13 protein-coding genes are annotated in these 12,481 nt (G+C 32.4%); 8 read left to right on the forward strand and 5 right to left on the reverse strand.

The features are described 5' to 3' along the window. Nucleotides 1-73: 73 nt before the first annotated feature. Entirely contained in the window at nt 74-1,033 is a 960-nt protein-coding gene (gene trpD / locus KFE69_08160; protein ID UTW41486.1) for an anthranilate phosphoribosyltransferase, read from the reverse strand. A 207-nt stretch (nt 1,034-1,240) separates the two neighbouring features. On the opposite strand from trpD, the gene KFE69_08165 reads away from it, so the two are divergent. The 3 genes from KFE69_08165 (at nt 1,241) to KFE69_08175 (ending at nt 3,084) form a co-directional block, all read left to right on the forward strand. Then, nucleotides 1,241-1,627: a phasin family protein gene (locus KFE69_08165; GenBank protein UTW41487.1), complete on the forward strand. Its 387-nt coding sequence runs from the start codon at nt 1,241-1,243 to the stop codon at nt 1,625-1,627. A gap of 140 nt (nt 1,628-1,767) precedes the next feature. Next, nucleotides 1,768-2,343: a D-glycero-beta-D-manno-heptose 1,7-bisphosphate 7-phosphatase gene (gene gmhB / locus KFE69_08170; GenBank protein ID UTW41488.1), complete on the forward strand. Its 576-nt coding sequence runs from the start codon at nt 1,768-1,770 to the stop codon at nt 2,341-2,343. Further along, on the forward strand, nt 2,344-3,084 hold the full coding sequence (locus tag KFE69_08175; GenBank protein ID UTW41489.1) for a 1-acyl-sn-glycerol-3-phosphate acyltransferase: 741 nt from the start codon (nt 2,344-2,346) through the stop codon (nt 3,082-3,084). On the opposite strand, the gene KFE69_08180 is transcribed toward KFE69_08175, so the two are convergent. The 3 genes from KFE69_08180 to KFE69_08190 all read right to left on the reverse strand — a co-directional run bounded on the left by KFE69_08180 (nt 3,050) and on the right by KFE69_08190 (nt 5,909). Further along, on the reverse strand, nt 3,050-3,886 hold the full coding sequence (locus KFE69_08180; protein ID UTW41490.1) for a hypothetical protein: 837 nt from the start codon (nt 3,884-3,886) through the stop codon (nt 3,050-3,052). The two genes, KFE69_08175 and KFE69_08180, sit on opposite strands and share 35 nt — an antisense overlap. Nucleotides 3,887-3,991: 105 nt before the next feature. Then, the gene (gene lolD, locus KFE69_08185) at nt 3,992-4,672 is read right to left on the reverse strand and encodes a lipoprotein-releasing ABC transporter ATP-binding protein LolD (GenBank protein ID UTW41491.1); all 681 of its coding nucleotides are present in this window, start codon (nt 4,670-4,672) and stop codon (nt 3,992-3,994) included. Continuing rightward, nucleotides 4,665-5,909, reverse strand: a complete 1,245-nt coding sequence (locus KFE69_08190; protein UTW44039.1) for a lipoprotein-releasing ABC transporter permease subunit — start codon at nt 5,907-5,909, stop codon at nt 4,665-4,667. The genes lolD and KFE69_08190 overlap by 8 nt, the downstream gene beginning before the upstream one ends. Before the next feature lie 177 nt (nt 5,910-6,086). Between KFE69_08190 and KFE69_08195 the strand changes: the two genes are divergently transcribed. The 4 genes from KFE69_08195 to tilS are packed head-to-tail and all read left to right on the forward strand — an operon-like array spanning nt 6,087 to nt 10,273. Beyond that, nucleotides 6,087-6,917: a prolipoprotein diacylglyceryl transferase gene (locus KFE69_08195; protein UTW41492.1), complete on the forward strand. Its 831-nt coding sequence runs from the start codon at nt 6,087-6,089 to the stop codon at nt 6,915-6,917. Between the two features lie 3 nt (nt 6,918-6,920). After that, nucleotides 6,921-7,754, forward strand: coding sequence for a thymidylate synthase (locus KFE69_08200; GenBank protein ID UTW41493.1), 834 nt, complete (start codon nt 6,921-6,923; stop codon nt 7,752-7,754). Between the two features lie 27 nt (nt 7,755-7,781). Further along, entirely contained in the window at nt 7,782-9,014 is a 1,233-nt protein-coding gene (serA, locus tag KFE69_08205) for a phosphoglycerate dehydrogenase (protein ID UTW41494.1), read from the forward strand. Further along, on the forward strand, nt 9,011-10,273 hold the full coding sequence (tilS, locus tag KFE69_08210) for a tRNA lysidine(34) synthetase TilS (protein UTW41495.1): 1,263 nt from the start codon (nt 9,011-9,013) through the stop codon (nt 10,271-10,273). The genes serA and tilS overlap by 4 nt, the downstream gene beginning before the upstream one ends. Here the strand turns inward: tilS and KFE69_08215 are convergent. Beyond that, nucleotides 10,256-11,587: a sodium:solute symporter gene (locus KFE69_08215; GenBank protein ID UTW41496.1), complete on the reverse strand. Its 1,332-nt coding sequence runs from the start codon at nt 11,585-11,587 to the stop codon at nt 10,256-10,258. The genes tilS and KFE69_08215 overlap by 18 nt on opposite strands. 253 nt (nt 11,588-11,840) lie before the next feature. Between KFE69_08215 and KFE69_08220 the strand changes: the two genes are divergently transcribed. After that, the gene (locus KFE69_08220; GenBank protein ID UTW41497.1) at nt 11,841-12,428 is read left to right on the forward strand and encodes a CBS domain-containing protein; all 588 of its coding nucleotides are present in this window, start codon (nt 11,841-11,843) and stop codon (nt 12,426-12,428) included. Nucleotides 12,429-12,481: the final 53 nt, after the last annotated feature.

The following is a 12,481-nucleotide window of genomic DNA, read 5'->3' on the forward strand; positions in this document are numbered from 1 at the left end:
ATAAATAATAAATATCACTAATAATAATCAAATTTTATATTAAAATAATTTATTTCACGTCTCTACAAACTATTTAATGCATAACTGGATGAGGAAATAAAACAGGCTTATTTTCTAGATAGGTTTTTATCTTTTTAATTGCATCGGCTAGATCTAGCTCAAACTGTGTTGAAACAGAATAAGCTGCTGCTGCGTTAATAACAAGCATATCTCTTTTAGGTCCCATCAATTCACCATTTAAAATAGCCAATGACTCTTTAACATTCTGATATGCATCCCCTGCTTTTAATAATTCAGGTTTAGATCGTTTAAAGCCTAATTGCTCAGGATGAATGCTTTGTCTAGCCAATCGACCTTGCTTAATCTGTATAACATGATTAATACCACAAGTACTAAACTCATCCATACCTGCACCATAGACAACAGATGCATACTCTACACCTAATTCATTCAGTGCAATTGCCATTGGTTCAATTAAAGCTTCCTCATAAACACCAACAACCATACGTTTTACTCTAGCTGGGTTAAGTAATGGGCCTAGAATATTAAAGATTGTTTTTTTACCCAGTTGTGCAAAATGCTTCCTAACGGGCACAATTCTTTTAAACAAAGGGTGAAAATAAGGTGCAAACAGAAAGGCACAGTGTTCTTTAGTAAAAACATCTATAACCTCTTGTGGTGTTTTAGGAAAATCAATACCTATCATCTCTAAAAAATCAAAACTGCCACAACGACTGGTTGATGCTCTATTACCATGTTTAATAACTGGCACATCTAATTGAGCAAGTATTAGTGCAGTTAATGTTGAATAGTTTAATGTTGAATAACCATCCCCACCTGTGCCTACAACATCCATTGTATTTTGAGGTATATTTGGTATATTAATTTGCACAGCCTTAGTTAAAAATACATTAGCTATTTGAGCTAAAGCATACCCATCGTATCGAAATTTATCCAATGCAGTTACTATTTTAATTTTATCTTTTAAAGAAACTTCTTCATCTAGCAACGCTTCTATTTGTTTGTCAATCATTCAATGAAATCTTCATTTTTATTAGCCATTAAAAACATATTCAAAAACAATTATCAATGCTTTGCAACTATTTTTATATTTTTTTGAAAATCAAGCTTGTGCATCGCAGAAAATCTGCTTGACATGTCTATTCTTTTTTCATAAACTTCATGTGTCACAACAATTTTTGTGCGATGCAAAATTAATGGATTAAAAGAGGTAACCCTTATGACTACGACAACTGATTACTTCAAAACTTTCAGTGTATTTGGTGAAAAATGGGCTGAATTTGCAAAAACTGTTTATGAACCTGTATCTGAACTACAAAAAATTGCTACATCAGCAATTGAACGGACTACTAAAGTACAAATTGAAACTGCTAATGAAATCTTCAGTACTTCAACTGAAAAAGCTAAAAAGCTAGCTAATATTAAAAAATTTGAAGAACTAACTAGTTTTTATCGTGACGCTTCTCAAGAAGTCAATGATAAAACTGTTGCTTATACTAAAGCATCTGTAGATAACGCAATTCAAACCTCTACTGAACTAACTAAGTGGTTTGAAAAAGGTGTTGAGAACTTCAAACAACAAGCAGCTAAAACTACTACCAAATAGTATCTGCAACTATCATTTATCTATAATTGTGAAAGCGCATCTTTACTATTTATCCTAAAATCATTATGATTTCAGGTTAGACGCGATAAATCGCGTCTCTACATTATTCGTTCAAAAATTAAAAAGACTTTTTATAGCTGATGAATCATTTATCTAAACAAAATATTTTACCTTCTTTGGTTATACTTGATCGTGATGGTGTGATTAATGAAGACTCTGATCAATATATTAAATCTGTAGATGAGTGGCATGATATCCAAGGTAGCATCCAAGCAATTACTGATTTAACTAAGCTTAATATTTCTACTGCTATAGCAACGAACCAATCTGGACTTGCCAGAGGCTATTTTGATTTTATTACCTTACATGAAATGCACAGTAAAATGCTTAATAAGGTTAAAATGCTTGGCGGAATGATTCACTATATTGCCTACTGCCCTCATGGGCCTAATGACAACTGCCAATGCCGCAAACCAAATATAGGCCTATTAGAAGAAATATCAGCCAAGTTATCAATACCCCTAAATAAGCAAGTCTTTTTTGTTGGTGATTCTTACAAAGACATTCAAGCTGCAAATACAGCTAATATTACCCCAATTCTTGTTAAATCAGGCAAAGGTAAAAAAACATTACAATCTCACCCTGAACTTGAAGCTAGAATTAATATTTATGATAATCTATATGATTTCGTACAAACGCTAAAATCAGAGGTTTAAATGAAATTTTTAATTAATATTATATTAATGCTAAGGCAATGGCTTTTTTTAATTTATGTTGCTGTTATCACAATTATTTTAAGTACCTTAAATGTAACTTTATGGGCAATAAAAGCACCACTATCAATTCGAATTTTTATTGGTCGATTATGGTCAAGGCTTGTTCGACTAGGTATGTTTATATTCTTATGGCTACGTGTTCGAGTTAAGGGTAAAGAAAACATACCTGAAACTGCTTGTATCTTTCTCTCAAAGCATCAATCTCCTTGGGAGACATTAGTATTACCTAGTCTTGGACCTAAATCTTGCTTTGTACTTAAAAAAGAATTATTAGCAATTCCTTGGTTTGGCTGGGGATTACGCTCTGTAGGCAGTATTGCTATTGATCGCTCTCAAAATATGCAGGCATTAAAACAAGTTATTTCTCAAGGCAAAGATCGATTAGGCAGAGGTATCTCAATTACTGTTTTTCCAGAAGGTACTCGAGTTCTACCTGGAAAACACCCTAAGTTTCATAAAAGTGCATTATCACTAGCAAAAATGACTAAAAGTATTGTTATCCCGATTGCACATAATTCAGGTAGCTTCTGGCCTGCTAGAGGTGGCATTATAAAACCTGGCACTATTGATCTTGTTATTGGTAAACCAATTAATTCAAAAGGTTTATCTTTAGAAGAATTATCTTATCAATCTTATCAGTGGATGGCTACCCATATGCAGGAGATTGAAAAGACGCAATAGCATTCCCTTTATTTAGCCCTTTTTGTTGAAATGGCATTTGTGGAAATGCTAACTGTTTAATTTCAGTTGGCTTAGCGAAATAATTTTCTATATTATTACTTTCAACTTTTTCTTGTAAATTAATAAAATTAATTCTATTAACATTATGAGCGTGATAAGATATAGTTGATTTTCTTTCTGATTCATAAAATAAACTATATAGTAAACTTCTTATTTTTTCTGATGGCTGTATGGAGATATCTCTAGTTACTATAGGCGTATATGCATACATTCCTAAGTCTAATGCAGTGGGGATATTTTTTAAACTATCATCTATAAAGTAATAATTAATTTCTTTTTCAGGATAAGTTTTCTCAACTCTATTTTTTATTTCTTGTAAACAGACTAATTTACAGTCTTTATCAATTTCATCAATACTTAACCCTACCTTACGACCACTAATTAAAGTACCAGCACCAACTACATCATCTTCAGTCAATGCTTGTTGCCTACATGGTATTTGATTACTATTTTGACACCATTTTATGTATCCTCGATTGATAACATGTAAAGCATTACTGATTGGACCTGCAGTTGCAATTTTTATTGGAATATTATTTTTTAAGCAATTATCTAAAAACATGAAAAACGATTCATTAATATAATTTACTGGGTTCTCCACCATATCATTAAGACTATCGATATAATCTTTATCTTGTGGACGAAGCATCCTATGAATATCTAAAGCCGATAGTTTATATCCTTTTGTATGCTTATTTGTAATGGTCATATCAAAATCTAAAACATATATATTTATTGGCATTTATCTTCCTTTATTTTAAATTAAACGCATTGCGTTATATTAGTTTAAATTAAAATACGATTCAAATGCTCTTTTGTTACAAGAATAATCACTATTAGATAAATATTAGTTTTCCAAATGCCCTCTGGTTAATCGATAACATCGATCCATTCGATGTGCTAGCGTATTATCATGTGTAACAATTAAAAATGCCGTTTGTTTTTTCTTGGCTAAATTATAAATCATCTCTTCAATGTGTTGGGCATTTTCTTCATCTAAGTTTCCTGTTGGCTCATCGGCAAGCACACACTGAGGGTCATTAACCAAAGCTCTTGCAATCGCAACTCTTTGACGCTCACCCCCTGATAACTCAGAAGGTTTATGATCAATGCGGTGAGATAATCCAACTTCATCTAATAATAACCTAGCTTTTGCCAATGACTGTTTAGTGGATGATTTACGAATTAATAATGGCATTGCGACATTCTCAAGCGCGCTAAATTCCGGCAATAAGTGATGGAATTGATAAACAAACCCTAAATACTGATTACGCAATCTAGCACGCTTATTCGCTGAACATTTTGCAAAAGGTTTTGCATTTAAAAAAACATCACCTTCAGTAGGTTGATCTAACCCACCGAGTAAATGTAAAAATGTACTTTTACCAGAGCCTGATGTACCTACAATTGAAACTAATTGTCCTTTAGCAATCTCAAAATCGATACCATGTAAAACAGGCGTATTTAACCGGCCTTCTTTATAAGATTTTTTAAGATTTTGACAAGATATAATCACATTATCATTCATATCTTAATGCCTCTGCTGGTTGAATTCGTGATGCCCGCCAGGCAGGGTATAAGGTTGCTAACACACTTAAGATAAAAGCAACAATACTGACATGAATAATATCCCATAACTCTAACTTTGATGGTAAAAAGTCAATATAATAAACATTAGCCGATAAAAACTGCACATGGAATACTTGCTGTATCCAATTAACAATTTCTGTCGTATTAATCGCTAAAATAACACCTAAAACCACCCCAATAACAATACCAATAATACCAATTAAAGTTCCTTGAACAATAAAGATAGACATAATCTGCCTTGAAGATGCCCCTATTGTTCTTAAAATGGCAATATCCGCTTGTTTATCTGTTACCACCATTACAAGAGAAGCTAACATATTAAATGCAGCAACTGTAATAATGAGTACTAAGATAAAAAACATCATTGTTTTTTCCATTTGCAATGCTTTAAAGAAGTTCGTATTTTGCTGTGTCCAATCTGTAATTTGATATGCTGGCATTAATTCATTATTTAATACTTTTGCTTCATAGGGCGCATCAAATGGTGATGGAAACTTAAGCTGTAAACCCGTAACATTTTTACCCATTTGTAATAGTTTTGCTGCATCATTGATATTCATTAAGGCATAAGCACTATCAAACTGATAACCAACACTAAAAACGCCAACTACAGTAAACTGTTTTAATCTTGGTAAAAACCCTGCCGGAGAAAATGTTGCTTGAGGCACAATGACTGTCACTTTACTGCCAATCGTTGCCCCTAATGAATTAGCTAAATCTTTTCCCAAAACAATACCATAATGCCCTGCTTTTAAATTTGATAAGCTACCTTGTGTCATTTTTTCACCAACCGGCGATACTTGTGATTCTAACTTTGGATCAACACCAACCAGTATACCAAATGACGAAAACCCTTCTCGAGATAGCATTGCTTGGCCTTGAATGTAGGGTGCCATACCAATGATTTTATCTTTACCTTTTAGGTGTTTATAAACATTTTGCCAATCATCTAATTGACCATTCCAACCCGTTACGGTTGCTTGAGGTACCATAATCAACATTCTTTGACGGATTTCTTGATCAAACCCATTCATAACAGATAATACGGTAATTAATACAGCAACGCCTAATGCGATACCAAAAAATGACACACCAGAGATAAATGAAATAAAATGATTTCTCTTCTTAGCTCGAATATAACGAAGCCCGATGTAAAAGGATAAAAAACGCTTTATCAATCTTTTATGTTCCTTTGAACTTTATTTTTATACTTAAACGATTATAGCAATTGACCGTTGCCAAAAGCTAATTAATTTTCTCATATTCTTTTTAAACAATCATAGCCTAATTAATGTATAATTCGCTATAATTGCCTAACAAAAATATAACATCATCATAGGATAAAGGATTTAATGCTAACTTACCCGAAAATTGATCCAATAGCTTTTTCAATCGGTCCATTAAAAGTGCATTGGTATGGTATCATGTATTTATTAGGTTTTATTTCCGCTTGGTTATTAGGACGCCATCGAGCTAAAAAACCCTATTCTCCCATTGATGTTAATCAAGTTGCTGATGCTATTTTTTACGGTGCTTTGGGTGTGATTGTTGGTGGTCGTTTAGGCTATATGCTTTTTTATGATTTTAGTAATTTTATTCATGCACCGTGGATTATTATTCGTGTATGGGATGGCGGTATGTCATTTCATGGCGGTTTATTAGGCGTTGTGCTTGCACTTGCACTATATAGTTATAAACTTAAAATAAATGCATTCGACTTAATTGACTTTTTTGCACCGATGGTACCACTTGGATTGTTATTTGGAAGGATTGGAAATTTTATTAATGGTGAACTCTGGGGACGTGTCACTGACTCATCTTTTGCAATGATTTTTCCAACTGGTGGCCCATTACCTCGATATCCTTCACAACTCATTGAAGCATTGTTAGAAGGTATTGTATTGTTTATTATTTTATGGGTAATCTCAATGAAACCAAGACAACGATTAATTATTTCAGCTAACTTTGCCTTATTCTATGGACTATTCCGATTTATTGCAGAGTTTTTCCGCCAACCAGACCCACAAATGGGTTATGTTTTATTTGATTGGATGACTATGGGCCAAGTACTTTCTGTGCCAATGATTGCTTTTGGTATTCTAGTTATCATTTGGCGCATATCAAATAAAGTGAAAGTATACTCACCTAATGCTAAAACTTATTTAGGATATCAAGGAGTTTGAACCATGAAACAATATCTTCAATTCTTAAGCCATATTCAAACACATGGTACTAAAAAATCAGATCGCACAGGTACCGGCACAACAAGTGTTTTTGGTTATCAAATGCGCTTTGATTTAAACAAAGGATTTCCCTTAGTCACCACCAAAAAAATTCATTTAAAAAGTGTTATATATGAGCTTTTATGGTTTTTAAAAGGTGAAACTAATGTTAAATATCTTCAAGATAATGGTGTTCGTATTTGGAATGAATGGGCATTAGATAATGGAGATTTGGGACCCGTTTATGGTCAGCAATGGCGATCATGGCATACACCAGATGGGCGAGTAATTGACCAAATCCAAGAAGTCATTCAACTGATTAAAACTAAACCTGATTCTCGACGCTTACTTGTTAATGCCTGGAATCCAGCTGTTCTTCCAGATGAATCTATTTCACCACAAGAAAATGTCAAACAAGGCAAAGCAGCCCTTCCTCCTTGTCATACATTATTCCAGTTTTATGTTGCAGATAATAAGCTTTCCTGTATGTTAACTCAACGATCGGCTGATGCATTTTTAGGTGTACCATTTAATATTGCTTCTTATGCTCTATTAACACATATTATGGCACAACAATGTGATTTAGAGGTTGGTGAATTTATTTTCTCAGGTGGTGATTGTCACATATATCACAATCATCAAGAGCAAATTCAAGAACAACTAAATAGAACACCCTACCCATTACCGAAATTAAATATAAAACGTAAACCTCAACGCATTGAAGACTATAACTATGAAGATTTTGAAATACTAGAATATCAACATCACCCAGCAATTAAAGGCTTAGTTGCAGTATAAAATAACCAGTTTGGAATTGATAACCCTATGGCCCATTCACTAGATAAAGATAAGATCAAAATTCTATTGCTTGAAAATATTAGTCAATGTGCAGTTGATGCATTCCACCGAGCTGGATATCGCAATATAGAACAAATAAAAGGTGCTTTAAACGAAGAACAATTAATAGAGAAACTACAAGATACACGTATTTTAGGTATTCGTTCACGCAGTAATTTAAATGAAATGATTTTAAAACAAGCACCTAAATTAGTTGCAATTGGTTGTTTTTGTATCGGAACAAATCAAGTGAGTGTTCAAGCTGCAGAACGATATGGAATTCCTGTTTTTAATGCTCCATTTTCTAATACACGCAGTGTTGCTGAACTTGTCATTGGACAAATGATCTTATTATTACGAGACATTCCAAAGAAAAATGCACAACTTCATCAAGGTATTTGGAATAAGTCAGCAACCAATAGTCATGAAATTCGTGGTAAAACGCTCGGTATTATTGGTTACGGTCATATTGGCTCACAAGTAAGCGTACTTGCTGAAGCATTGGGTTTAAAAGTTATCTTCTATGATATTGTTAATCGTTTGCCATTAGGTAATGCAAATTCGGTTACTTCTTTAGATGAACTATTAAAGCTCTCTGATATCGTTTCATTACATGTGCCAGAGACCGAGCTAACTTATAATATGATTAATAATGAACAGTTAGCGCTTATGAAAAATAATGCTGTTCTAATTAATGCCTCTCGCGGCAATGTTATTGAGATTAATGCCTTATATCGATATTTAAAACAAGGTAAATTTTTAGGTGTTGCTATTGATGTTTTTCCTGAAGAACCAGAAACAAATCAAATGGCATTTAATTCACCCTTAATTGAATTTGATCATGTTTTATTAACCCCACATATTGGTGGTAGTACGATAGAAGCTCAAGAGAATATTGGTGTTGAAGTTGCTGATAAACTCATCCATTATTCAGACAATGGTTCAACATTATCTTCTATAAACTTTCCTCAAGCTTCTTTACCTATTCATGATCATGGCTGTCGTTTATTACACATCCATGTCAATCAACCAGGCATGATGCGACAAATTAACCGAGTCTGCTCTGAGTCGAATATTAATATTCTTGGGCAATATTTACAAACAACTACGAATATTGGCTATGTTGTTATGGATATTGAAACTGATCAACAAACTGCTTTGAGTCTACTTGCCAAACTTAAAGCAATTGATGGTACAATTCGTTCGAGGATTTTATATTGAATGGTATCGAATCCAAATTAACTGACTTTTTAAAACAGTACCCTACAGATAAAATTAGTATTGGCTTAAGTGGTGGTATTGATTCAATTGTTCTCTTACATGCATTAAGTAAATTTAGAAATCAATATCAATTTACACTCAAAGCAATTCATATTAACCATAGCCTACAAGAAAAATCTAAAGATTGGGCTGTATTTTGTGAGACGTTTTGTCAACAACTTGGTATCGAGTTTATTGCCGTTGAATTAAATGACTCACCTACTGAAGGAAACAGTATTGAAGCTTGGGCACGTCAAAAGCGTTATGAAGCCTTTGAAAATATATTAGCTGCTGATCAATGTAATTATTTATATCTAGCTCATCACCAAAATGATCAAGTTGAAACATTTTTGCTTAATTTAATGCGCGGTAGTGGTGTCAATGGTTTATCTGCAATGCCTAGTGTTCGTACAACTAATCATTATACTCTTATACGTCCTTTATTAACAATTCCAAGAAGTAACATTGAAGCTTACGCTAATCATCATCATTTAAAGTGGATTGATGATCCAAGCAATGATAATACTCGATTTGATCGTAATTTTATGCGCCATGAGATTGTAAATAAATTAAATCAACGTTTTAACGCACTAAATAATATCAGTCAATCTGCTATTTTTTGCCAAGAAACTGCACAACTATTAGATCAATATTTACAAAATGACCTGACATCTATTCTAATCGATGAACAATATTTAGATCACTTATCACTGCTTAAACTAGATAAAATTAAACAAATACAACTTATTCGACTTTGGATTAAACAACAAAATATAATCCCACCAAATCGAAATAAAATGAATCAATTTATTGATTCTATCCAATTTGCTAAAAATAATTGGCAGCTACATTTCAATGACTATGTATTAATTCTCTATAATGATTTACTTAGATTATATAAAGATATACCTGAGATCCCAGAATCTTTTCATATCCAATGGTCTGGTGAAGTAATTAATTTAAAAGAATATGATTTCTCGATTACAAAGTTAGATCTTCACAGCCTCGGAATTGATAGTGATAAACTCAATTGGCAAGATGTTATTATTCGGGCTCGTAAAGCTAATGATTATTGTCGTCCAATTGGTAGAAATAAACAAAATAAACTGAAAATTATTTTTCAAGAAAAACAGATCCCACTATGGCTACGCAAACGCACACCAATTATAGAGTACCAAGGCAAGATTATTGCTGTTGGTAAATTATTTGGCTGCAACTAAAAATTTAGATGTACTACTAGTTACTATAGTTACAACAGTACCCATAATAAAACTTAATGGTATTACATATACTGCCCAATACCACATATATACAGGTTCTCCAAAATAAAAATAACAAAATACACCACCACATATACCAAAGATAATACTCACTAGACTCGCCATTGAGTTGACTTTTTTCCAATAAAATCCACCTAATAATGAAAATGCCAATGCAGATATAGGAATATTCATTAATACCATTTTTTCAAAAATTTGATCAATAAACACATTTGCTAGCCAATAAGAAAATATAGCAATAATCAATGTAGTAAGTATACTATACTTAAGCGGCGTTTTTTGAATTTCTTCTACACGATGAGCAATAAATACCGATGCAATCGTATTCCATAGTCCTACGATTGTTGTTGCAGCAATAAAAAATAACATTGCATAAGCAATACCTTGAAAAACTTTAGGTAAATAATAATGAATAAGATAAGGAATTGCTTCTTGAGGTTGGCAATGAATACTTGGGTCTTTTTGAAGATTGGCAGCCGCTAAAATAGCTAATGCATAAATAAAAGCAACAATGATACTTGCAATAATAACCGCTTTTAATGCTGTTTTTTTAGATTGTGCTGAAAATATTTTTTGTCCATACCATGGAGCAAGTATATAAGTAAACATCGTAATAATAATCAGTGAAAATAATAATGAGTTAGGTAACATTTGATGAACAGAGTGAGTAGTTGAAACTGATTTAACGGATAAAGAACTCATAAAATATAAAAACGGAAAGATAACTAAGGTGATTAAAAAACTAAAAATATCAATTTGAATAATTGAACGTAATCCCCCTCTAATTGTTATCAATGACATAATTAAGCAAAAAATCCCACTGACAAACCATTCATTTAAATTTGGAAAAACAGGTAAAAAGATTAATGTTAAAGATTTAATATAGTTTGCACTAAAGCCGATCATTGCTAAGGTTAAAATAATTTTGGCAATTAACCCAATAAGCTTATTATAGCGATAGTCAAAATATGTTGTTACACTTACAGCATCAAATGCCTTCCATTTTTTTGCAACTGTAATCGCATAAAACATTAAACCAAATAGAAATACAAGTGATAAACTAACCGCAGAGCTACCATAACCATAACCTAATGAAGCAAAGCCAACGAGAGTTGATGTATTTAATTCTGTCATCACTAAAGTTGCAACCAATGCAAAAAGTGCTGTTTTTTTATTTGATACAAAATATGATTCAGTATTTAATGTTTTTTTCTGGCTTTTAAATGTTAAAATTCCAACAACTATAATTAACAATATAAAACTAATCCAGTTAAATAGCCCCATAATTCACATTTCATATTGTTTTATCTTTAATGACAATTACAATACATTATTTTAAATGTGCTTAAAAGTTATTGCAGTATAAAAATAAAATAAATTACCAACTAAACTTAGTATAGTATCTTTTAAAGAGCGCCATCAAATGACTAACAACTGCAATAAAAAAAAGATATAATAATATTAATCAATCAATAAAAAATAAAAAAGCAAATAAGGACTAAGCAACATGTTTAAAGAATTTGCAAAATTAGAACTTCACACACTGCCATCACATACAGAATATTTTCATCCAGAAAATTTCACTGATGTTGTAACAACTGACTCACCTGCTTTACAAGTATTTACAGACTTTCATATTCGCCCTCCTGTAACCATTGATAAAAGAGAATTAGTCTCAAAAGCACTTGAAAAAATGCAATCATCTCAAGTTAAAGCACTACTGGTTATTGATGATGCCGATGATAAAGTTGTAGGCCTAATTAACAGCGCCCAAATATTAGGCATGAAAAAAGTACAAGCCGCACAAGATCATGGTATTAACCAGACTGAAGTAACTGTCTGGATGCTAATGAAGCCTATGGATGAATTGCAAGTTTTAAACTATCGAGACCTAAGCAATGCTAGAGTTGGCCATATTGCCCGTGCTTTACATGAAAAAAACCTTCACCATTTACTTGTTTATGAAGTCTGTCGTAATGAAGAAGAAATGTTAAGAGGGATTTTTTCAGCAACTAGAATCTCTCGTCAATTAGGTATTGAAATTGGTGGTGACTATGCTTCTGAGACAATTGCTGAAATTTCTAAAAGAATATAGCTATATAGCTAACTGCTTAAGTTTTTAAAATGATAAATCATCTCTTAAAATAT

The sequence above is a fragment of the bacterium SCSIO 12844 genome (assembly GCA_024397935.1).
In the GTDB taxonomy this organism is placed as follows: domain Bacteria; phylum Pseudomonadota; class Gammaproteobacteria; order Francisellales; family Francisellaceae; genus M0027.

Excerpts from the sequence above, each read along its gene's own strand:
- trpD (UTW41486.1), bottom strand. The coding sequence starts at position 1,033 with ATGATTGACAAACAAATAGAAGCGTTGCTAGATGAAGAAGTTTCTTTA.
- KFE69_08165 (UTW41487.1), top strand. The coding sequence starts at position 1,241 with ATGACTACGACAACTGATTACTTCAAAACTTTCAGTGTATTTGGTGAA.
- gmhB (UTW41488.1), top strand. The coding sequence starts at position 1,768 with ATGAATCATTTATCTAAACAAAATATTTTACCTTCTTTGGTTATACTT.
- KFE69_08175 (UTW41489.1), top strand. The coding sequence starts at position 2,344 with ATGAAATTTTTAATTAATATTATATTAATGCTAAGGCAATGGCTTTTT.
- KFE69_08180 (UTW41490.1), bottom strand. The coding sequence starts at position 3,886 with ATGCCAATAAATATATATGTTTTAGATTTTGATATGACCATTACAAAT.
- lolD (UTW41491.1), bottom strand. The coding sequence starts at position 4,672 with ATGAATGATAATGTGATTATATCTTGTCAAAATCTTAAAAAATCTTAT.
- KFE69_08195 (UTW41492.1), top strand. The coding sequence starts at position 6,087 with ATGCTAACTTACCCGAAAATTGATCCAATAGCTTTTTCAATCGGTCCA.
- KFE69_08200 (UTW41493.1), top strand. The coding sequence starts at position 6,921 with ATGAAACAATATCTTCAATTCTTAAGCCATATTCAAACACATGGTACT.
- serA (UTW41494.1), top strand. The coding sequence starts at position 7,782 with ATGGCCCATTCACTAGATAAAGATAAGATCAAAATTCTATTGCTTGAA.
- KFE69_08220 (UTW41497.1), top strand. The coding sequence starts at position 11,841 with ATGTTTAAAGAATTTGCAAAATTAGAACTTCACACACTGCCATCACAT.